The 21,615-nt window shown below is 44.7% G+C and carries 16 protein-coding genes and 2 pseudogenes; 7 read left to right on the top strand and 11 right to left on the bottom strand.

Going from position 1 to position 21,615, the window contains the following annotated elements; all coding sequences use genetic code 11:
• Window positions 1-33: 33 nt before the first annotated feature.
• Complete coding sequence (locus tag G519_RS0116920; RefSeq protein ID WP_029195725.1) at window positions 34-1,590, top strand: ABC-F family ATP-binding cassette domain-containing protein; 1,557 nt, start codon at window positions 34-36, stop codon at window positions 1,588-1,590.
• Window positions 1,591-1,734: 144 nt separating this feature from the next.
• Here the strand turns inward: G519_RS0116920 and G519_RS0116915 are convergent, their stop codons facing one another.
• Complete coding sequence (locus G519_RS0116915) at window positions 1,735-2,694, bottom strand: helix-turn-helix transcriptional regulator (protein WP_029195724.1); 960 nt, start codon at window positions 2,692-2,694, stop codon at window positions 1,735-1,737.
• Between the two features lie 209 nt (window positions 2,695-2,903).
• Here G519_RS0116915 and modA point away from each other — a divergent pair, with 209 nt between their 5' ends.
• Together modA and modB are read left to right on the top strand one after the other, a co-directional pair.
• On the top strand, window positions 2,904-3,764 hold the full coding sequence (gene modA, locus G519_RS0116910; RefSeq protein ID WP_029195723.1) for a molybdate ABC transporter substrate-binding protein: 861 nt from the start codon (window positions 2,904-2,906) through the stop codon (window positions 3,762-3,764).
• Between the two features lie 2 nt (window positions 3,765-3,766).
• Window positions 3,767-4,438: a molybdate ABC transporter permease subunit gene (modB, locus tag G519_RS0116905; RefSeq protein ID WP_029195722.1), complete on the top strand. Its 672-nt coding sequence runs from the start codon at window positions 3,767-3,769 to the stop codon at window positions 4,436-4,438.
• Between the two features lie 37 nt (window positions 4,439-4,475).
• On the opposite strand, the gene G519_RS0116900 is transcribed toward modB, so the two are convergent.
• The 6 genes and pseudogenes from G519_RS0116900 to G519_RS47565 form a co-directional block, all read right to left on the bottom strand.
• Window positions 4,476-5,690 carry a hypothetical protein gene (locus G519_RS0116900; protein ID WP_029195721.1) on the bottom strand — a complete coding sequence of 405 codons (1,215 nt, stop codon included), beginning with the start codon at window positions 5,688-5,690 and terminating at the stop codon, window positions 4,476-4,478.
• A gap of 136 nt (window positions 5,691-5,826) precedes the next feature.
• The gene (locus G519_RS0116895; RefSeq protein ID WP_029195720.1) at window positions 5,827-6,105 is read right to left on the bottom strand and encodes a hypothetical protein; all 279 of its coding nucleotides are present in this window, start codon (window positions 6,103-6,105) and stop codon (window positions 5,827-5,829) included.
• A gap of 174 nt (window positions 6,106-6,279) precedes the next feature.
• Window positions 6,280-6,486 (bottom strand): hypothetical protein, encoded by a 207-nt coding sequence (locus tag G519_RS0116890; RefSeq protein ID WP_029195719.1) that lies wholly within the window; start codon window positions 6,484-6,486, stop codon window positions 6,280-6,282.
• 139 nt (window positions 6,487-6,625) lie between these two features.
• Window positions 6,626-7,518, bottom strand: a pseudogene (locus G519_RS43335) (PhzF family phenazine biosynthesis protein).
• A 110-nt stretch (window positions 7,519-7,628) separates the two neighbouring features.
• Window positions 7,629-10,544: a hybrid sensor histidine kinase/response regulator gene (locus G519_RS47570; RefSeq protein ID WP_244280143.1), complete on the bottom strand. Its 2,916-nt coding sequence runs from the start codon at window positions 10,542-10,544 to the stop codon at window positions 7,629-7,631.
• Window positions 10,545-10,927: 383 nt separating this feature from the next.
• On the bottom strand, window positions 10,928-12,211 hold the full coding sequence (locus G519_RS47565) for an EAL domain-containing protein (protein WP_051253452.1): 1,284 nt from the start codon (window positions 12,209-12,211) through the stop codon (window positions 10,928-10,930).
• A gap of 272 nt (window positions 12,212-12,483) precedes the next feature.
• Between G519_RS47565 and G519_RS0116870 the strand changes: the two genes are divergently transcribed.
• The 3 genes from G519_RS0116870 to G519_RS0116855 all read left to right on the top strand — a co-directional run bounded on the left by G519_RS0116870 (window position 12,484) and on the right by G519_RS0116855 (window position 15,529).
• Complete coding sequence (locus G519_RS0116870) at window positions 12,484-13,188, top strand: response regulator transcription factor (protein WP_029195717.1); 705 nt, start codon at window positions 12,484-12,486, stop codon at window positions 13,186-13,188.
• 440 nt (window positions 13,189-13,628) lie between these two features.
• Window positions 13,629-14,459 carry a Ppx/GppA phosphatase family protein gene (locus G519_RS43320; protein WP_036633223.1) on the top strand — a complete coding sequence of 277 codons (831 nt, stop codon included), beginning with the start codon at window positions 13,629-13,631 and terminating at the stop codon, window positions 14,457-14,459.
• 77 nt (window positions 14,460-14,536) lie between these two features.
• Complete coding sequence (locus G519_RS0116855) at window positions 14,537-15,529, top strand: zinc-binding dehydrogenase (protein WP_036633196.1); 993 nt, start codon at window positions 14,537-14,539, stop codon at window positions 15,527-15,529.
• Window positions 15,530-15,649: 120 nt separating this feature from the next.
• Here the strand turns inward: G519_RS0116855 and G519_RS0116850 are convergent, their stop codons facing one another.
• The 3 genes and pseudogenes from G519_RS0116850 to G519_RS43315 all read right to left on the bottom strand — a co-directional run bounded on the left by G519_RS0116850 (window position 15,650) and on the right by G519_RS43315 (window position 19,987).
• Window positions 15,650-16,831, bottom strand: a complete 1,182-nt coding sequence (locus tag G519_RS0116850) for a cation:proton antiporter (RefSeq protein ID WP_029195715.1) — start codon at window positions 16,829-16,831, stop codon at window positions 15,650-15,652.
• A gap of 64 nt (window positions 16,832-16,895) precedes the next feature.
• Window positions 16,896-18,563, bottom strand: a complete 1,668-nt coding sequence (locus G519_RS0116845; protein WP_029195714.1) for a ribonuclease J — start codon at window positions 18,561-18,563, stop codon at window positions 16,896-16,898.
• A gap of 222 nt (window positions 18,564-18,785) precedes the next feature.
• Window positions 18,786-19,987: pseudogene (locus G519_RS43315) on the bottom strand (MFS transporter).
• Between the two features lie 274 nt (window positions 19,988-20,261).
• Between G519_RS43315 and G519_RS0116835 the strand changes: the two are divergent.
• Window positions 20,262-20,558, top strand: coding sequence for a hypothetical protein (locus G519_RS0116835; RefSeq protein ID WP_029195713.1), 297 nt, complete (start codon window positions 20,262-20,264; stop codon window positions 20,556-20,558).
• Between the two features lie 52 nt (window positions 20,559-20,610).
• On the opposite strand, the gene G519_RS43310 is transcribed toward G519_RS0116835, so the two are convergent.
• Window positions 20,611-21,558 (bottom strand): acetylxylan esterase, encoded by a 948-nt coding sequence (locus G519_RS43310; protein ID WP_051253450.1) that lies wholly within the window; start codon window positions 21,556-21,558, stop codon window positions 20,611-20,613.
• Window positions 21,559-21,615 lie beyond the last annotated feature (57 nt).

Below are 21,615 nucleotides of genomic sequence, written 5' to 3'. Positions count from 1 at the left end.
AGTAAGAATAGATCAAAAGAAAAGGTGTCATTCATGAGCATATTAAACGTAGAACGATTAAGTCACGGCTTTGGAGACCGCGCCATCTTCAACGATGTATCCTTCCGCCTACTCAAGGGCGAGCACATCGGACTCATCGGCGCTAACGGTGAAGGGAAGTCCACCTTCATGAATATCATTACAGGTAAGCTCCAGCCGGATGACGGCAAAGTCGAATGGTCCAAGCGTATGCGCGTTGGTTACCTGGATCAACATGCTGTACTGAACAAGGGCCTTTCGATCCGCGATATCTTAAAGGGAGCCTTTCAATATCTGTTCGATATGGAACAGGAAATGAACGATATGTACGCCAAGATGGGCGATGTAACACCAGAAGAGCTTGAGCAAATGCTTGAAGATGTCGGAACGATTCAAGATACTTTGACGAATCAAGATTTCTACATGATCGATGCCAAGATCGAAGAAACCGCCCGTGGACTGGGCCTTACGGATATTGGACTGGACAAGGACGTCAATGATTTAAGCGGTGGGCAGCGTACGAAGGTATTGCTTGCGAAGCTTCTGCTTGAAAAACCAGACATTCTGCTCCTCGATGAGCCGACCAACTATCTCGATGAACAGCATATCGAATGGTTGAAACGATATCTGCAAGAGTACGAGAATGCCTTCATTCTCATCTCACATGATATTCCGTTCCTTAACAGCGTTATCAACCTGATTTATCACATGGAAAATCAAGCGTTAAACCGCTATGTTGGCGATTACGAGCATTTCCAGCAGGTTCACGAAATGAGAAAGTCGCAGCTTGAATCCGCGTATAAGCGTCAGCAGCAGGAAATTTCCGAACTGAAGGACTTCGTTGCCCGTAACAAAGCGAGTGTCGCGACGCGGAATATGGCGATGTCCCGGCAAAAGAAGCTGGACAAGATGGAAGTCATCGAGCTGGGCAGAGAAAAACCGAAGCCCCAGTTTAATTTCAAGGAGGGGAGAACGGCTGGTAAGCTGATTTTTGAAGCGACAGATCTCGTTATCGGTTACGAGGATCCCTTATCCAGGCCGCTCAACCTTCGCATGGAACGAGGTCAGAAGATCGCGCTTGTGGGCGCGAACGGTATCGGTAAAACGACCTTGCTGCGCAGTATTTTAGGCGAAATCAAGTCACTTTCCGGATCTGTACAAAAGGGAGATAACCTCCAAATTGGTTACTTCCAGCAGGAGATCAAGGATTCCAATAACAACACCTGTATTGAGGAAGTGTGGAATGAGTTCCCCTCATTCTCGCAATTCGAAGTACGCGCGGCGTTAGCCAAATGCGGTCTCACAACCAAGCATATCGAGAGTAAAGTTGTCGTACTCAGCGGTGGCGAGAAAGCAAAAGTTAGACTTTGCAAGCTGATCAACCGCGAGACGAACCTGCTCGTGCTCGATGAGCCGACGAACCACTTGGATGTCGATGCGAAGGATGAGCTGAAGCGTGCTCTTCAGGCGTACAAAGGCAGCATCTTGCTGATTTCCCATGAACCAGATTTTTATCGCGATGTCGTAACAGAAACATGGAACTGTGAATCTTGGACGACGAAAGTGTTTTAAATGGTACCTAAGGAGCTTATCTAATCGCTTGCGATTAGGTAAGCTTTTTAATTGTGTGCGAAGCGATTAAAAACCAAAAAACATGCCAATTCATTAGTGATTTAGTGAATTAGCATGTTTTAAATTACAATCGTTCTGATCCATTTAAGTTTCGAATAAAATACGTCCAGTCTGCGATAAGTCATAACCTTGAATAGGACGCAGCTCATTATGGAAGGATTCAGATTGTAAGACTTGCTTAAGTCGCTCAATCCATTCCAGGTTTTCTGGTTTTTTCAACATGACAAGGTCATATCGTTCTTGAATAAGTGGAATGAACTCAACGCCGCCAACCATATAGGCTGCTTTCTCAATCCCTACTCCGAAATCCGCTTCACCCGTGGCGACTTTACCAGCCACCCCCATGTGATTCGATTCCTCCTGCTCATAGCCGCTTAGCAGGTGATATGGAATTCCATGAAGACGGAGCTGCTCATCGAGAAGAACACGTGCGCCGGAACCTTTTTCACGATTGACCAATTGAAGACCAGGCTTCTTGAGATCAGCCCATCCGTAAATCTGCTTAGGATTTCCTTGCTTAACGTATAGGCCAGCCGATCGAGAAACGAGATTCATAACCAGATAGGAAGAACCCGTCAGCAATTTTCGGATATAGGGAATGTTATATTCACCTGTGTCACCGTCCAGCAAATGGGTACTGACAATATCAGATTCACCCTTATACATCGAAATTAAACTATCCAGACTTCCTACGTAAGAACGAAGCGGTCTGTAATTGGGTAAATTTCTCTCAATATGCTTGGCTAAAATGTCCAAGCTAACATCTTGTCCAGTTATAACAAGAGACTGTTTCGAAGATGTGGCAGCATGAGCATGAAATTGGTGCTGTACTGGGGGTTCGGCCAGTTCCTTTTTGGGAGTAGAGGCCATACCTCCTTTTGTACGTGTTTTATAGGCTTCGAGATCCGATGCGTCTACCCGCATTTGCTTGCCGACACGATAGGCAGGCAGATCCCCTTTTTTAATTAAATCATAGACGGTTAGCTTGGAGATTTTCAAAAGTTTAGATATCTCTTCCGTTGTATAGGAAACGTCGGCTGTCATGGTAAACCTCCAAAAGCATGTTTTTCAAAAAGTAGTGCAGATTTACACCTACATCAAATTGCTGATCCATTACCATCTATCATAAGCGGATAAATAGGGTATTTCAATCCCGTTGTTTACTAATTAAATATGGTTTTATATAATAATCAATAATCATACTATTTTATTTATAATTAAATAGATATAAACTTAAACTTGGAGGGGAATTTATGTTAAAGTTAAGAATGTTTAGTTATGTTTTATTATGTTTCGTCATAACCGCCATGATCATCACAGGTTGTGCGAGCAATAAGGAGCAACCTGCTGCAAGTTCAACACCAACTCAATCCGCTCAAGCAGCAGCAACACCTACTCCAACACCAGTACCCACTGAGAAAGTAGAATTAACGATTTCTGCAGCCGCAAGCTTAACCGATGCCTTCAAAGAGATTCAAACGAATTACGAGAACAAGAACAAACAAATTAAACTTAATTTTAACTTCGGAGCTTCTGGGGCTCTGCAACAACAAATCGAACAAGGAGCTCCTGTAGATCTATTCTTTTCGGCAGCGACTAAAAATATGAAAACACTAGTCGACAAGCAGTTGATAGAGCCAACACAGCAGAAAAGCTTGCTAATTAATGAATTAGTTCTCGTTGTTCCAGCTGATAGTAAAGTGAATGTACAAAAAATAGATGATTTAACAAACGAAACGATCAAGCACTTAGCCGTCGGAGAACCGCAGACCGTCCCTTCTGGCAGCTATGCCAAAGAAGCATTGACTAACGCGAAGCTTTGGGACCCGCTTCAAGCCAAAATCGTACAGGGCAAGGATGTACGCCAAGTACTCACCTATGTGGAGTCCGGGAATGCCGAAGCCGGTTTTGTTTATAAGACCGATGCATTGACTTCAAAAAATGTGAAAGCAGCTTTTAGCGTTGATCCCACAACGTACACACCCATTGCATATCCTGCCGGTATTGTAAAAGCAACAAAACACAGCAAAGAAACCGCTGACTTTTACACCTATCTCCAAAGTAAAGAAGCTCAAGATGTGTTTGTAAAATACGGATTCTCTATTCCAAAATGATGATGAAACAGATGAACTGGACAGAATTTGCTTATCCGATCATCCTTTCGTTAAAGGTTGCCGTCGTATCCAGCGTTTTTGTACTTTTGATTGGCGGATTAGCGGCTTGGGAAATGTCGCGGCGGAACTTTCGCGGAAAGACATTGTTAGAAACGACCTTTCTTCTGCCTTTGGTACTGCCTCCGACAGTCGTAGGCTTTATCTTGCTGGTCCTGCTGGGTAAAAAGAGTTGGATTGGGTACCTCATGGAAAGCTTCTTCAATCAGTCGATCATATTTACATGGGGGGCCGCCGTTATCGCTTCGATCGTGGTGGCTTTTCCATTAGTCTATCAAACAATGAAAACCGGATTTTCCTCGGCCAACAAAGATCTGGAGGATGCGGGGAGATCAACTGGAGCAACCGAGTGGCAAGTTCTACGCTATATAACCTTACCTTTGGCATGGCGCTCTGTTACAGCAGCTTACATTCTTGGCTTCGCTCGAGGGCTGGGGGAATTTGGTGCAACGCTGATGATAGCAGGCAACATCCCCCACAAAACCCAAACTTTGCCTACCGCTATCTATATTGCTGTTGAATCTGGTGATCAAACCCTCGCATGGTGCTGGGCAGGAGCCATAATTATTATCTCATTCGGATTAATGCTGTTTGCTAGCCACAAAACCAAGAGTTAGAGATATCCTCCTAGGTCATCGCATGGATTATCTTTAGCTATATCCGTACCCATTTGGCTCCCAGCCAAGTATGAATGTAATACCACATTTCCCCGTTTGGAGACTTCCATTCGCGTGAAGCGGTGACGGTTTGCGGGGTGAAGGTAAGCACATGCGTTGTCAACGGTGTGTCCAGTGCAATGGATGCAGCAGTCAGTTCAAGACTAACATCATTCAGCTTTACCCCGAATTTGGCATCGTTATCGAAGTCACCGGTCAAGTGGGATGAGATTTCTTTGGCTAAGTTGATCCACTTACCAGAACCGTCCGATACAACAAAGTACCAACCGTGTAATTCTCCAATCGCATGCACAGTTTGCGGCTGCTGAAGCTCTGGTAACTCGACGCTATAAGGGAATGGTAATTTGAAATAGTGAAATGGGACAGGAATGTCCAAATTAAGGTCTACCTTCTCTACACCCTCAAACCCCAGTCCATGGGAATCATCTGCATGTATCCATCTTATTCCTTTCGATGTATCAACCTTATACCAAATGCTTGGAGGAACCATTCGCGCTTGCTGGTTATACTTCTCGATAGGCTTCACGATCTGAGGGGGCAGCTTCGGCTCGTCAGTCAACGGTTTCTCGAAAGGCAGCATATAAACCTCAGTCTCCTGTTCAATCGATATCATTCCTTCGACCTGAGAACCTTTGTATTTTTCTGCATAATGATACGGGCGAATCCACTTGTCTCCAAGCCACGAGGTTTTAATTAAATACCACTTATCATTGGAGTAGCATGGCGTATACGGGTCGCACACAGAGATCGAGGCAATCGCCTGAACCGTTTGGGGAGAGAGTTTGTACTCGGTCTTCTTCATCGTTGACGCAGAGTCATACAGGTCTGTTTCCTGTTCAAGTAAAGTCAGCTTTTGCTCCTGAAGCTCCATTTGTCCGTATTTGTACGCGCCTTCCTTCAAATTAATCCATGCTACTCCAAGCCATGTCATAACCGGCACTTTATCCATACGAGTGATACCCAGCAGAGTGCTGCTCTCGATCGGAGCTAGGTGGACAGACTGGAAGGCGCTAAGCGAGCCGATGGCCTCATTCGATCTTGTGTTCTTGCTTGCATATAGCGTAAACTCGTCCAACAAGGTTACATAAGGCATGGCACTTGGTGCAGCGAGCTCCTGCTCAGCCCTAGAGAGCTGCGGCGCGGACAGGACACCTATGGCTGCGGCCAGCAGCAAGGTTAACCATTTGGTCAAACTAATCATCTCCTTTCGATAATTAGACGTACGTTTTACTAGAAAGTTACCCCTCAATTGCGACTTAATCAACGCACGACAAAGCGCCCCACCGATTATCGGATAAGGCGCTCAACGTTATTACCGATATTCCAAACTATTTTCCCGTGGCTATCTCAACAATATTTTGGACAATATGATATATGATAAACGAGGCAAAAACGAGCACAGAAATCGTCGCGTAAATTCTCCGAGGATTCTGGTACCACTTTGGAAATTGCTCGAGTCGTTTAGGTGATTGAAAGCCTTGAACGATATCACCATGCTTAATCGCTTCGTTAAAAGGTGCTCTTTCTTCAGTGGCAACCTCATTGCTTAGTTTCTCAGTTTGATGCAGAGTCTTGTCATTAAAGGGGTTGTAGGAAGTATCCTTCATATTTGACCTCCTTCACGTTAATATCCTTATTATACCATTTTATTACAAGCAATTTAAAATAGTCAGCAATAAAATAACCAGCTTACGCCTTACGTCCTACCCAAAATATATAAATTTATCTATTAAAAAAAGCCATATTGAAAACTCTCAACATGGCTCTTCCTATTTTTCATTCTAATTCAATCTGCCGGGCGTTTTGTTAACTTCAAAGTTAGTCGTATCGCTATAGCTCTCACCCATGGCCTGATAATTTGACGGAACTTCTTCATCTGTCTGTTCCACATGATTCGAGATAGCGTTATCCGCGTTCTCTTCCGGATTCGAGGTTATGGCCCAGCTAACTGGACGTCCAAGCTTCTTATGCAATTCCTTTTGATCCAATGAAATCCCTCCGTTATCCATCACAAAATACACTTCAAGTTATTGTGACTCAATGGAGCGTATTTCATTCCAGACCTTGGACAGTCATGTCCCTTCTTCTTTAACAATGCTATTGTCGATATATCTGTAAGCCGCCGTATTATATGGAAACCTCGAAATCTTTAACATAAACAGCGGTACCCTTAACCTCTATGCCATACCTATCATTGTTTCGTGTTACTGTTACGTGAATTCTGCCATCCCTGCCCATTTCATGGCCTTGCTCAATCAAAAGATTGAGTGGATAGTCAGCTTCCTCGTTCATATATTTGGCATAATAAGCCCCCATTACACCTGAAGCGGTGCCAGTAACCGGATCCTCAATCGTGCCGGAATAGGGAGATGAAAATGACGAGCATGCATGTGCGCATTCTCATCGTATGTTTCTAAGCAGAAAGGATGTACCGAGGCCTTCGGCATATCTTGTAATACCCCTGGAAATTGTTTATTATTCGGTTTCATTGCTCTGAAAGCACTAAGGTTATTAATCGGGACTAACAACGTCCATATGCCAGTGCTTCCATAAAGTGTTGGTAGATTGGTTTCGATATCTTCTTCTTGAATCCCCATGGCAGATGCCAAATCTTTCAGTGAACCATTGAAGTCTTGAAATTGCGGAGGGGCTTGCTGCATCGTTATGTAAATCCCTTTATTCAGTTGTGAGTCAAGTCTAATCGATAATACACCCGCTTTTGTTTCAATCGTCAATTTTGTTTGATCTCCAAGCAGCCCTTTTGTTTTCAATGCATAAATGGTTGCCATTGTAGCGTGACCACAGAGGTTCATTTCATGACCAGGTGTAAAGAATCGAATCTTGAGATCAGCTTTTTCGGACTTAAGTGGGAAAGCCGTTTCATTAAAACCAACTTGTTCTGCTATTTTTTGCATGTCATCGTCAGAAAGCTTTTCGCCATCCAATACGACGCCCGCAGGGTTACCCATGTTAGGAATATGACTAAATGCATCGTAATGATAAACCTTTATTGTTTTCATATCGTACACCTGCCTTTTCACAGTAAATCTTCTTATACCAATTATATGATTTTTTTCCTCCTCAAAAAAGAAAAGCTGCCGCGGCAGCTTCCAACGTTATAACCAGCCATCTAACGACTCCGGTAATTCGATTGCCGGACATCTTGTTTCACACCAAGTATCCGATCAATCTCAATCTGTATACGAGTAATCCCCTCAAGACAGACTTCCAAATTTATTTCGCATTCCATCTCTTTTTCCAAAGCCAGAACCGCCGATAACAACGGCTCCGCGTAGAAATTGGCTGCAATGCCTTTCAGCGTATGAACCATTCTGCGTGCAGTCGCATTCTCCTGATTGACGATAAACGGGAAAAATTGCTCCGAGAAATTACGGTAATCCAGCTTAAACTTCTCTATCATATATTGAAAAATATGTATCTTATGATCAATATTTCGCATGATTTGCGTGGTGTCTACACCCTCGATTTCAAATAACCAACTCGGATTTAGCCACTTCTCCAGCATATCGGAAAGCTGCTTATCATCTACTGGTTTAATCAGGATGTCATTCAGCCCAAGTTTAAGAATTTCCAGACGGTCCTGCATCATGACATCTGCTGTTAGGGCAATGATCGGGATCTTATTCATCAGTTTAAGCTTCCTCAGCCGATGTGTGGCCTCATAGCCATCCATCTCAGGCATATGAATATCCATTAGAATAAGCTTCCATTCCTGCTGATCAACAAGCTCCAGGACTTCATAGCCATTCTGCGCGATAACCGCTTGGTAACCCAATTGTTCAAGAAGGCCAATAATCACCAATTGATTAATTTCATTATCCTCTGCAACTAAAATACTACCTTTGGGCATGGACGACGAGTTGCTTACTTCAATGGAATTGTTTGCAGAAGTTTGAGATGCTTCCAGTCTACGTTGATTTAAAGCTTGCAAACTTTTCCGCAAGGTCAGCCTGCTGACAGGCTTAACAATAACTGCATCCGCTTTCAGCTCCGAGGGCAATTCGGACATTTCCTCCCTGCCTTCAAGTGTTGTAAACGCAATCACTCTCGTCTGCGAGCGATCTATCGAATCTAAGACATGGCGCCAAGTGGCGGGATGCTGCATTTGATCCATTTGCATATCCAAGAATATATAGTCATTTGCAGGCTTGTCCGCGCTCTTATGTTCCAAAGAAGCAAATAAATCAGATGAAGATGTAACCGTATCCACATGATATTGAAAGGAACCAAGAAGCTCCGATATATGCTGCGCTACAACTGGATGATCCTCAGCTACGAGAACACGGTTATTCCCCTGCGGCAGCCCAACAAGCTTGTTCAGGCGCTTCGCCTCTTCCCTTGCGTACCCTTTTGTGCCAAACATCAGGCTAAAATAAAAGCGGCTGCCTTCCCCAAGGACCGTATCCACCTGCAAAACGCCCCCCATAGACTGCACCAAATGCTGGCATATGACAAGTCCTAACCCGGTACCACCATACCTGCGGCTTATGGATGTATCTGCTTGCGAGAACGGTAAGAACAGCTGCGATAGCTGCTCCTTAGAAATGCCAATTCCAGAGTCTTCCATCGTAAATGAAACAACGACCCCTTCGTCTACATATTTCTCGACCCGAACTTTCAATCGGATATAGCCTTGCTTGGTAAATTTAATCGCATTATTAGATAAATTAATCAGTACTTGTTCTAGACGAAAGGAATCCCCGCTAACGATATCCGGTAAATCTGCTGGTGTATCCAGCATAATCTCGATTCGCTTCTTGCCTATAGAAACGCTGACCAGATCGGCAACCTTTTGAAGCGATAGTTCTAGTGAGAAATCCACCATCTCTAAGGTCATTTTACCTGCCTCTATCTTCGAAAAATCAAGAATATCGTTAATCGTTGCAAGCAAGACATTCGAGGAACAATCAATTTTTTCCAAATAGTCCTTCTGAATCGCCGTCAATTCTGTCCGTTGTAAAAGTAATGAAAGTCCAATAATACCATTCAAGGGTGTGCGTATTTCATGACTCATCCTAGCTAGAAACTTACTCTTCGCCCTGTTCGACTCATCTGCTTCTTCCCGCTTCTTCAAGTCGGTTATATCATGTACCGTACCGGTGACGCCGGTGATCTCTGTTTTATCCTCATTGTATAAAGGGGACAAGGTGACGTTATACGCATGTTGATTGCCATCCGGAAGCAGGAAGTTAATCGCAAATTGCTGCGTTTTCCCCTTCTCAATCGTTTGTTCGAATATCCGCTCCCACTTCTCGGGTTCATCCATTTGGACCAGATCCGTTAATTGCTGTCCCCTTACTTGCTCATACTCTAGCTGAAAGGTCTGATACATTTTGTAGTTCGTAGAGGAGATGCTTCCGTCCAGGCGAAATCTGAAAATAAAGTCCTCCGAATTTTCCACTAACGTCCGATATTGCTCATCTCTGACTCTCGCTTTGCTCTGCGCTGCACGATGTTCGGTCACGTCCACGGCAGATCCAATCACTTCATTGACGGAACCATACTTATAAATGGGTTGTAGATTAACAAGGATCGTGGAACCACTGCTATCGTATTCATACGAGACTCGTTCACCCTGCCAAGCTTTATCATAATGCTGCTTTACGAATTGTTTAAACTCTTCACTTAATACATGGATTTCGTCCAATTTTTTGCCGATGAATTGACTAGGTCTCAGACCAAGATGATAGACCAGCTGTCCTTCAAATAGGATGTAAACGTATTGATCCCGGTGTTTATGGAATTTAAACGTAAAGCCTGCCTGAAAGCGCAGCATATCGATTAGTTCCTGTTCCACTTGATAGATCTGCTGTTTATACTCACGAGCACGGACTAAATATCGCAGAAAACAAGCAACAAGAAACAAACAAACAAGCTGAATGATAATATATCTGTAAAAGATATCAAACGGTGTTCGATAAACAAACCATAGCATCGTATAATAGGACGGGTAGAAAATGACTCCTCCAAATAACCATTTAAGCCAATATGAACGCGTTTTTGCAAATATAATACTAATCCCCATGACAGCTATCACTCCAAATATCAGCTGCGGTATTTCTATGTTACCTTCAAAGATGTAGCGCCCTATCCATAAGCATACGAATGTAATACTTAAGGAGATGAATCCTCCTAGATAAATTGAAAGCAGTAAGGCTACTCCGCGAAAGTTAATACTAACGTGATCATCAACGTTGACACTGAAGTGTAAGAGGACAAAAACTAACATTCCATAGGAAAGCCCAATGAAAACCTTATAGAGCCAAGCAGGCTTCTGATTCAGTTTCATCGTTCTGGAAAGCTGTTCCACGAATAATACAAAAATCGTTATAATAGCAAAATTGGTAATCAAAGCGTCAAGCAGAGTAATCACCAGCCTATATCGACTTAGAATGTAGGATAATCACGCTATCCTGTTTGTTTGGTTTCTAGATGCAGCATTTCCTCTATACGCTTCGCCTTGACCGGCTGGCTGAAATAATAGCCTTGGACCAGCCTGCAGCCGCACTCCCGCAGTACTTGAAGCTCCTCCTCTGTCTCCACACCTTCCGCTACAACGAGAAGATTCAAATTTCTAGCCATCGTAACCATCGTGTTTACGATTACCGCATTCACTTGTTTATGTATCAATCCCTTAATAAAGGATTGGTCAATTTTCAATTTATCAATGGGAAAATCTCTGAGATACCCGAGTGAGCTATACCCTGTTCCAAAATCATCCATCGCGACGCGAACACCCAGCTTCTTCAGCTGACGAAGCGCATCTGCGGCCAGTTCAACCTGCATACTCATACTTTCGGTAATTTCGAGTTCTAAGTACTTGGGCTGTAAGCCTGTTTTCTCCAAAATAGTCTGAATCATCCGGCTAAGTCGGCTATCGTTGAACTGTCGCCTGGACAGATTAACTGCAACAAACACCTTGGAAAGGCCCGCCTCCTGCCACCGCTTGTTCTGCATGCAGGCTTCCTTCAGCACCCATTCTCCAATTTCATGAATAAGACCGCTTTCCTCGGCTATAGGGATAAAATCAGATGGAGGCACATGACCCAAAGTAGGATTATGCCAACGAATCAGGCTCTCAAGTCCTACAATTCGATTCGTATATACATCAACCACTGGTTGATAAACAAGATGGAATTCCTGATTGTTAATCGCTCTTCGCAAGTGAAACTCGATATCCATCCGCCTTTGGAACTGATCTTGTCTATGTGGCTGGGGGGCAGAAAGCACGGTTTCTGCAATTCCTGTTGAAAAAAAGTGAGAGTCATAGATGCCTTGAATCCCGTTTTGAATAGCCATTTTGCATCGTTCTAGAAAATAAGAGGTCACAATTTTATTCGTCAATTCCTGGGTTAACATTTCTTTATGAAAATAATCTGCCGCACCTAAGCGCATCGCTTGAATGGTCTTCATAGAACCTTCGGGTGTATGCGTACTAAGTACTACGACAGGAATAGGACTATGATTCATAATAAGATGAAGTGCCATTAGTCCATCTGAGTTAGCCATATCTAAATCAATGATGACCAAATCCGGTTTACTAGCCAAGATGCAATCAAGGACAGTATTTCCGTGCTTCGCCATACCTGTCATTACGAATTGTGTATCTTTCTCGATTAAGGCTCCTACTACTGATCTTAATTCACTTGAATCACTTACAACTAGAACACCATACCCGTCCAAAAGACCCATTTCCCTCCACCCTTACAAGCAATAAAATACGCATTATCTCTATTATACTTTCCACTTATTAGGTTACTTGCATAGATGGTATGAATTCCCCCTTTTAATTTCGCTAATAATTTACTAACAATTTCTCTTAAAATGTCAATGATAGCGGTTTACTCTTAAATTTCGACACCGTATAATAGAATTAATGAGTAAAGTGTTAGCGTGTGCATTCCCTCTGTTCATTTCACGAATTTTTGAATTGGAAAATTTAGCTTAGTTAGGGGGAGTTTCTAATGGACAGAGTTCTACTAATTGAGGACGATGATATTATCGGTGAAATGATTTGTATGTATCTGAAGGAGGAAGACTTCCTAGTCCTAAGGTCCCACAACGGTCAGGAAGGCCTTGCAGCCTTGCATGAATTCGAACCGGATCTCATTCTTCTCGATCTTAATCTTCCTGACTTTGAAGGAATTGAGCTGTGTACTTCCCTACGGAACATAACGCCTGTGCCCATTATTATCATTTCATCTAACTCCAGAGTGAGCGAAAAGATCGAAGCATTCACTGTAGGTGCTGACGATTACTTAGTCAAACCATTCAGCATGCATGAGATGAAAGCCAGAATACAAGCCCTTTTACGTCGTTTCAAACTGGGACACCCTACAGAGACGCCAAAACTTCAGGCCGATCATGAAGTTACCGTACCAGCCACGGATTTAAACATTAATTTGGAAAAAAGAACGCTCTATGTTCGAGGCGAGTCCATCGAAATGACGTTCTCCGAATTCGAGCTTATCCGGCTGCTGTACGAGCACCCCGAACGTGTTTACCGCCGAGAAGATCTCATAAATGCCTTACGTGGTTTCGATTCCTACATAAACGACCGTGCCATTGACGTTCATATTACGAATTTGCGCAGAAAAATTGAAGTTAATCCCAAAGAACCGAAATACATAAAAACCGTGTGGGGCGTAGGCTATAAATTTGTCATGTGACGATGGGATGTTCCTAAAGGAGAAATAAGCGCCTTTTGGAGCTTCTATTTGCGCAGAAAGTGGTTAATGGCGCGGAATAAGAGCCCTTAGAGGCTCTTATTTGTCGTTGATAGGGTGAGGATGGCATCCGATTTAGGACACCTCTTAGTACACAAAAGTATTCATTCTGGCTTCATCTTGCTTCGCCTCAACCTTCACAAACAACCTCTTCAAAAAATCCAATGTAAACAGCAATCCTTGCATCTATTCCCCCTACCCCCTCTAATTTCATTCCCGCTGTGTCGTAAAACAATGCAATTTGTTGAAACTAGATCTTTATACAAACTTTTACTAATTTTTAGCAAAAATTGGTTGACATAGAAATCATTGATCCTTTAGTATTGGACTTCTGAGACCACGCTAGGGGATAACCAAACTATGGAACAAATGGGTGAGATCTTATGCACAGTAATAAATTAATTTTGGATTTAGGAAGTCATAGTGCCAAAGTGTTCAGGAAATCAAATGATCATATTGAGCAAGTGGATGTTCTAACCTGGGAGCTTCTGGAGAGCGGGGTGGACCTGCCGTCTATTGAAGGTACTTTAAAGTCTTTGCTTTCTACGCAGGGCTCCTTTATCGAAGGCCTTGGCCAAGGAGACATCGAAGCTATTGGTACAGAAGCGATGCGAAGATCACCTCTTTTGTCCGAACATATGCAGGAAGTTTGTAGGAATTTGAGGATTGCTTACAGAACCATTAGCCAGAAAGAAGAAGCTGACTTGCTGAAGAAAGCGATAGCCGAATCGGATATCCCCAGTGACCTTGATGTCATCAATGCCGGGGGAGGCAGCATCCAGGTTATCACAAGTGAAAGCGAAGCTCCTTATCTGATTCCCTTCGGCATTTCGGATCTTAACCAACAATTCAACTTGCTTGGACCTCCAGAACAAAGACAGATTGCCACTTGTATCAAATGGCTTTCCTGCCGATTGCCGGCTTCCTTAGAGCAGTTTGCTTATACGGGCGGTGAGAAAACGTATTTGCGTCATTTTCAGATCGAGCTTGAGGATGATCTGTATTGCCATAGAAGTGATTTCACTTTACTAACCAGACAATTGGCAGCTCAGGACCTCCAAACCCTAGAAGCTAACTCTCCCTTCGATCCCAAATGGATGCGCGGGGCCATTGCCTCTAATTGTGTCGTTCTTGCTGGCTTGATCAAATCGGGCGCAACCAAATTCATGCCATCGGATCTCAATATCGCTCATGGATTTATCAGGCAGTTGTAAATATTCCCACTTTTGCAGCAGTCATATATAATCATTAGAGAACATTATACGCAAATAGATAAGGTGGGTTTACTCGCATGACGAAGATAATGAATGCCGTTATGATCAAGGAGTATGGAGGGATCTCAGGGATTGAATTTGGCGAGACTGCCATTCCTGACATAAACAGCGGTGAGGTGCTGATTAAAGTACATGCCGCCTCCATTAATCCCGCCGACTTATTATTTCTGCACGGACAGTATGGCATGCAACGAGAGCTGCCTTCGGTTGGCGGCATGGAAGGATGCGGAACGGTTGTCGCTACAGGCAACAGCCTTGTCGCACGTATGTTAAAAGGGAAGCGTGTCGCCTTCGTATCCGAAGTTTTCGGCTCCTGGGCACCCTATACGAAAGCGAGTGCAATGACCTGCATGATGCTGCCAGATCATGTGTCCGATGAACAGGGTGCTGTCTTCTTCGTCAATCCGGCAAGTGCCATGGCCATGGTGAAGATAGCCAAGCAGCATAAATCCAAAGCCATCGTTCAAACAGCCGGTGCGAGCGCCCTTGGCAGAATTCTTGTGAAGCTCGGCCAAGAGCATGGTATTCCTGTGATTAGTGTTGTTCGCAAGGAAGAACAAGAACTGCTGCTGAGAGAAATAGGCGGAATGCATATCGTCAACAGCAGCTCAGCTACCTTCGCGGAGGACTTAAAGCGTAAGACGCATGGGCTTGGAGCTACCGTGTGCTTTGATGCCGTAGGAGGCGACTTAACGGGCCTCGTGCTATCGGCTCTCCCTGATGGCGCTACCATTTTCCAATACGGCCTTCTAGGCGGAAAAACGACAACGATCAACGCGGATGATCTTGTTTTTCGCCGGAAACGTATCGCCGGATTCTGGGCATCCGATTGGGTGAAAACGCAATCTATTTTTGAACTTCTCTCCCTGCAGGGCTCAATGAAAAAATCAATTGGATCACATATCCAAACCGAGATTAGCCAAAACTTCCCGATGAGTCAAACCGTTGATGCCATCCAGCAGTATACGGCCAATATGACTTCGGGCAAAGTGCTACTGCTGCCTGTCTAGATATTGACAAATAATAAGCGCATGCGCCATTTAGGCGGCATGCGCTTATTTCTCCGGCAACAATACCTCCCGCGTGTCCTTGGCGTTGCTGCAGCTCGTGCTTTAGCAAAGCGGGCAGCACTAGCTAACTTTCAATTTAGACACCAATTTGCTAACCGTAGTGCCCTGAATCAGAAGAGAAAAGACCACATTGCTGAAGGTCATGGCTAGCAATAAGTCACGGCCTTCAAAGGACGGAGACAAACTCAGGATCAATGCAATGGATAAGGAACCCTTCAAACCGCCCCAAGCGATAATAGGCTTCCACGAACTAGGGATAGAACGATCCATAAGCAGACTAACGTAGACAGCAATGAACCTGGCAGCTACAACAATCAGAATGCTCCCGCCAATCTCCAACCATTTATCCGTAAAATTTATATTTGAAATTTCTAGCCCTACCATTAGGAAAATTAACGCATTGGCTATAAAAGCAATCACTTCCCAGAAGGAGTCCATCTTATCGAGTGTAAGGTCGGACATCCCAATCTTTTTCCCATATGTCCCCAATATTAGACCCGCGAATACGACGGAAATCACCCCAGAGAGGTGAAACATCTCTGCCATTTCAAAAACACCATAGAAAAGAACGATGGAAAGTCCTATTTCAACCAAATAATTATCGATTTTCGAAGTAATTTTCGAGGCAATGAATCCTCCGACCATACCGATAATGATGCCGCCGAGGACAACTTTCACGAATTCCACAGCACCTTCCATGATCCCCGAAGCACTGAGAACCGTTGTAACTGCTGCAATCTTGAATAAAACAACGGCTACACCATCATTGGCCAAACTTTCGCCTTCAACAATCGTGGACAGCTTTTCATTTAATCCCATGGCTTTAAAAATACTTAGCACCGATACAGGGTCTGTCGCAGCCATTAGAGCACCGAACACCAAGGACTTTTGCAAAGAAAGGCCTAACAAAGCGTTACAAAGTCCTGCGACTAGCACAAAAGTAATGAAAGTTCCTAACAATGAGAGTAAAAGAATCGGTCGTTTATTCGCTTTTAATTCTTGAACATGCAGCTTAAGGGCCGCATCCCCTATTAAAGCTGACAGAAAGATCAGAATGACTGCTGTTTGAAAGACATGATCCGATGCGACATATGTTTTGATTTCATCCAAAGCATGAATCGGTATGACCCCCAACAATAGCCCGGCAATAACCAGTAAAGTTGGATACGGTTGTTTCATCTTGTCCGCGATGTAGGCGACTGCGACGGCAATAGTGAGTAGTGCAAGCCAATAATGGATCATTGAGTCCCTCCTCTAGAACAAAAAGCGGATTCAACTTCAAACCGAAGGGATCCGCTTGTTTGTGCTAGATTTCCGTGAGTATGGTGAGAATAACGGGTCTCCTGCCCGTCTTTTCATAAAAGAGTCTTCCAAGAACTTCTTTTACATTTGTTTTAAGCACATTCCATTGATTCACGTTTTCTCTTTGAAGCCTGTTTATCGTTTCTGTTGCTAGCATATTCGCTTGATCCATCAGGTCTTCCGACTCTCGAACATAGACAAACCCGCGGGAGATGATATCCGGACCTGACAAAATTTTACCGTCACTTTTACTAAGCAGGAGGACCACGATCAAGATACCATCCTCGGCCAGTTGTTTACGGTCACGCAGAACAATATTGCCAACATCCCCTAATCCATCGACTAAGGTATTCCCCGCGTACACTTTGCGGCTCTGAGTTGCCACTTCATTCTTAATATCCACGACATCGCCATTATTCAAAATGTAGATGTTAGCCGGGTCCACGCCGACGCCTTCCGCCAAAATACGGTGCTGATGAAGCATTCTAAACTCGCCATGAATCGGAATAAAATACTTCGGCTTCATCAGCGTGAGCATTAACTTCAGCTCCTCTTGGCTCCCGTGCCCGGATACGTGCATCCCAGTAGCTGAGCTCGAACCATAAATCACTTCAGCCCCTAGGCTAAATAAATGATCGACAGTCCGCGATACATTGCGTTCATTACCCGGAATCGGGGATGAGGACAGAATAACGGTGTCTCCACGCATGATTTCTACCTGACGATAATTCGAACGGGACAATCGCGATAAGGCAGCCATCGGTTCCCCCTGACTACCGGTGCATAAGATCGCGATCTGATCGGAAGCCATCCGATTGACTTCTCCCGCTTCCACCAGCATCCCATCAGGAACCGTTAGATAGCCGAGCTCGGAAGCAATTCTCACAACATTGACCATACTGCGTCCTAGTAAGGCTAATTTCCGATTCGTTGCCTGAGCAGCATCTACGACTTGCTGAAGCCTATGAACATTAGAGGCAAATGTAGCTATGAACACTTTTTGCTTCGCTTTATGGAAGGCATCCTCAATATGCTTGCCTACAAGACTTTCTGAAGGTGTGTAGCCAGGGCGCTCGGCATTCGTGCTTTCTGATAAAAGAAGTAGAATACCGTTTTTCCCAATATCCGCCATTTTATGAATATCAGGGTATTGATTGCCCACTGGGGTCAAATCAAATTTGAAATCTCCCGTATGTACGACCGTTCCTTCAGGTGTACGAAAAACAACCCCTAAGCAATCAGGGATACTATGATTTGTTTTGAAAAAGGTAGACGTGATTTGTCCAAGCTCAATGCTCGAATCGGAGTCAATCTCAATAAATTGGGTATCCGCAAGCAGTCCAGACTCTCTCAACTTGCCTTCAATTAGCCCTAGCGTAAGTCGAGTTGCATAAATAGGCATGTTCAATTGTCTTCGTATATATGGAATGCCCCCGATATGATCTTCATGTCCATGCGTAATAATCAGTGCGCGAACTTTATCGCTATTTTCGAGCAAATAGGTAATATCCGGAACGATTAAGTCAATTCCGAGCAAGCTTTCATCCGGAAACTTCGAGCCGCAATCAATGACAATAATATCATCTGCGTATTGCACCACATACATATTTTTACCAATTTCGTTGATCCCGCCTAAAGAGAAAACAGATAACTGATTGTCTGTCTTGCTCACCTGAAAAGCCCCCCCAAATTTACATATCCGCATTAATTTTTCCAGATTAGGGATAACCTATACACCAAAATTTCTCCGTCAAACCAAGGATAAACGACTTCGTCGTCCCACTGGGACGAGCGCGTTTGTCAAGGTAGATGCAAAGCAAAAGTATAAAACTTATACTTTCTTATCTACGCACAAAAAGAGGATCCCATGTGGAATCCTCTTTATTACAATTTATTAGACCAGGGTAGCAACAGCATTCGTTCGCTTTCTGGCATAGCCCCGATAAATAAAAGCGAAGACGATGGTCAATATGGCGATTCCGACCATGCCCCAGATGAGATTGTCGAACGCCCGCTCGGTTGGCAGTGACTTCTGCCAGACGAGTGCACTCCCCGAGATGGCTACGGCGAAAGCCCCGCTGAAAAATTGCAGCAGCTGAAATAAGCCCATACCGGAGCCAATCCGTTCCTTCGTCAACTGCCGGGATAGCTCGTTGGAGACCGCACTGGAGATAGAAGTGATGCTGATACTCGTCAGTATATAGACGGCGGCAAGCCCATAAAAGGAATGGACGGCAGTTAGCGCCAGCAAAACGGTCGAAAACAGCAGCAACCAAGGCGTGTAGCGGAGGAGCGCGCCGTTACCGTATCGGTCGATGAGGCGGCCAACCCTGTTGGATACCAGCATGGCAAGAAGCGCACCTGGAAAGAGCACAAGACCCGATACAGCCGGTGTTAAACCGAAGACTCTGGCCAGCATTTGCGGGGCGAGGAACAAGAAGGCGAAGCTGATCATGTAGGCGCTAATGCCGATAGCACCAAGCGCCAGATAGAGTCTGTCGCCGAATAGCGCGGGCAAGACGAATGGATTCGTCGCTTTGCGGATGCGCACCGCGAATAATGCCAGGGCAATCACGCCGACAACAAGTGCAACCGTGCTCTTGGATGTGAGGAAGAGCAGCAAACCTGTCGTGCCCATCCCGATCAGGACGGCGCCAATGAAATCGAACGAACCGCGCTCCGCTTTTTCACGGGGAAGTATGAGCAGGAAAACCGGGATCAGCAGCAGGGTTAGGCCGGTGATCACAAATAGGAAATGCCACCCCAGATACTGAACGATCGATCCGCCGACGACAGGACCTAGCCCAAGGCCAAGTGAGGCCGCTGACAATATGAACGACATGGCCATGCCTCTGCGGAAACGGGAATGTAACGAGTGACAAGCACAATTGCGAGCGAAGGAATAGCGCCAGCGCCTGCAGCCTGAATAAGCCTCGTGATAAGCAGCAGACCAAATCCGTCGCTGAACATGCCAATCACGGATGCCCCGCCCAATGCCAGCAGCGCCGCCGTGAACAGTCTTCGAATGGGCACGAAATCGGACAATCGGCTGAAAGTAATCGATGATATAGCAAATACGATGGAGTAGCCCGTCACGACCCATGAAGCGGTCGAGGGGTTAAGAGCGAATTGTACGGCCTCCCCATTCAAGATGTTCTATCCCACGCTAGCTAAACGATATGCTGAAGTTTATCTATAATCAATTTCGTTACTGTTTAGCACGGCGGCATACGCATGTCAATGAATGATTCCAAATAAATCCAACACCATTTCATAGATAAGCTATAACAAAAATCACTGCTCCCAACAACAAAAAAAGCTACCATATGTCTATGATAGCTAAGAATTGTTGTAGGGGAAGTGCTTATCTATGAAAAAAGAACACATTATTCACTTTAAAGTTATCCACAAGGATAGCATCCAACTTTTAAGAGGGCTCATATTCTTGGAAGAAAATCAAAAACCTACCTTATATGATTTTCAACAATGTTTAATAGACTGCGGTCACGATGTTCGTATTGAAAATACAGAACAAGCTATTTTCAAAGCATTCAAACCGGGGGAGCAGTATTGGATTCAGATTTTAAGAGACCAAGAAAACAATACAAGAGATTTGAATGTCGAGAATTTAGCTAAAAATTTTATGAAAAACGAGCCTACAGTCTAGTAATGATTAGTTAATAATCACTACTAGGCTGCTGATCCCCCTTGTCCAACCCTCAAAGCCACTGCGAGAAAAAGGCGTGTCCCGCAGCGTGAAATCCCGGGGGCAGCGCATGCCCCATGAACGGGTGAACCTCGACCGTTTTGGTAACTGATGCGATCCGATTATAGGCGGCGAAGATCGCCTCGGGTAAGCAGGTCGTGTCCTTCAGTCCTACCGTCACATGCACGGGCAGCGTAATTCGATGGGCCAAATTCATGATGTCGAAATAACTAAGCGTCCGCAGCACCTCGTCAAGGCGGTCCGGGAAGCGAGTTACGAATTCCGCAGCTTCGGTGAGTGAACTGACCGATTGCAGTATCCCCAAATCCATGTGGCACATATTCGGTACATGAGTGATTACAGCCCGTAGCTTAGGCTCCAAGGCGGATACAAGCAGTGCCAGACCGCCTCCTTGGCTGCCGCCAAAAACAAACACCCTCTCGGAGTTTATCTCCGGCATTGCCATCGCGCACCGTACAGCACGCAAGCCATCGATAGCTACCGCCCGATAATAGGAACTCTCCGGATCGAGAATCCCCTGTGTCACCCATCCCTTGGTCATGCCGTATTCTTGCGGCAGCCCGTTGCCAGTCTCCCCCCCTTGCCCCCGAACGTCGATGGCGAGAACAGCATACCCCATAAGCAGCCAAGCAGCATGATCCTCCGGTTGACCTTTGGAACCGGAATAACCGTGAAAGGTTACGATACAGGGAAGTGGATGACGCAGCTGGACGGAAGGCAGCATATACCAAGCATGAACAGGCGTATTTGCTGCACCCTCCAATACAACTTTGTAAACTTCGGCCTGTAGGAACGGGGAGGCGACCGGCTCAATCGAATATCTCACGGATTCTGCTGCTTCCCGGGAGACACGATCCCAAAAATCTTCCAGATCGGTTTGTGCCGTTAACTCTGGCACATACTGTTTCAACGAATGAATCCGTGTTTCTATTGCGTTCATCGCTACACTCCTCGTTTAAATTGTCCATTTGATTATACAATTTTCTACGAGATACCT

The sequence above is a fragment of the Paenibacillus alginolyticus DSM 5050 = NBRC 15375 genome (genome assembly GCF_000422905.1).
Taxonomy (GTDB): Bacteria; Bacillota; Bacilli; order Paenibacillales; family NBRC-103111; genus Paenibacillus_E; species Paenibacillus_E alginolyticus.
The sequence above is the reverse complement of the archived record's forward strand: the minus strand, read 5'-3'. Positions and strand labels throughout refer to the sequence as shown.

Excerpts from the sequence above, each read along its gene's own strand:
- G519_RS47565 (WP_051253452.1), bottom strand. The coding sequence starts at position 12,211 with ATGGGTCTTTTGGACGGGTATGGTGTTCTAGTTGTAAGTGATTCAAGT.
- G519_RS0116855 (WP_036633196.1), top strand. The coding sequence starts at position 14,537 with ATGACGAAGATAATGAATGCCGTTATGATCAAGGAGTATGGAGGGATC.
- G519_RS0116870 (WP_029195717.1), top strand. The coding sequence starts at position 12,484 with ATGGACAGAGTTCTACTAATTGAGGACGATGATATTATCGGTGAAATG.
- G519_RS0116850 (WP_029195715.1), bottom strand. The coding sequence starts at position 16,831 with ATGATCCATTATTGGCTTGCACTACTCACTATTGCCGTCGCAGTCGCC.
- G519_RS0116835 (WP_029195713.1), top strand. The coding sequence starts at position 20,262 with ATGAAAAAAGAACACATTATTCACTTTAAAGTTATCCACAAGGATAGC.
- G519_RS0116895 (WP_029195720.1), bottom strand. The coding sequence starts at position 6,105 with ATGAAGGATACTTCCTACAACCCCTTTAATGACAAGACTCTGCATCAA.
- modB (WP_029195722.1), top strand. The coding sequence starts at position 3,767 with ATGAAACAGATGAACTGGACAGAATTTGCTTATCCGATCATCCTTTCG.
- G519_RS0116920 (WP_029195725.1), top strand. The coding sequence starts at position 34 with ATGAGCATATTAAACGTAGAACGATTAAGTCACGGCTTTGGAGACCGC.
- G519_RS43310 (WP_051253450.1), bottom strand. The coding sequence starts at position 21,558 with ATGAACGCAATAGAAACACGGATTCATTCGTTGAAACAGTATGTGCCA.
- modA (WP_029195723.1), top strand. The coding sequence starts at position 2,904 with ATGTTAAAGTTAAGAATGTTTAGTTATGTTTTATTATGTTTCGTCATA.
- G519_RS0116915 (WP_029195724.1), bottom strand. The coding sequence starts at position 2,694 with ATGACAGCCGACGTTTCCTATACAACGGAAGAGATATCTAAACTTTTG.
- G519_RS47570 (WP_244280143.1), bottom strand. The coding sequence starts at position 10,544 with ATGGGGATTAGTATTATATTTGCAAAAACGCGTTCATATTGGCTTAAA.
- G519_RS43320 (WP_036633223.1), top strand. The coding sequence starts at position 13,629 with ATGCACAGTAATAAATTAATTTTGGATTTAGGAAGTCATAGTGCCAAA.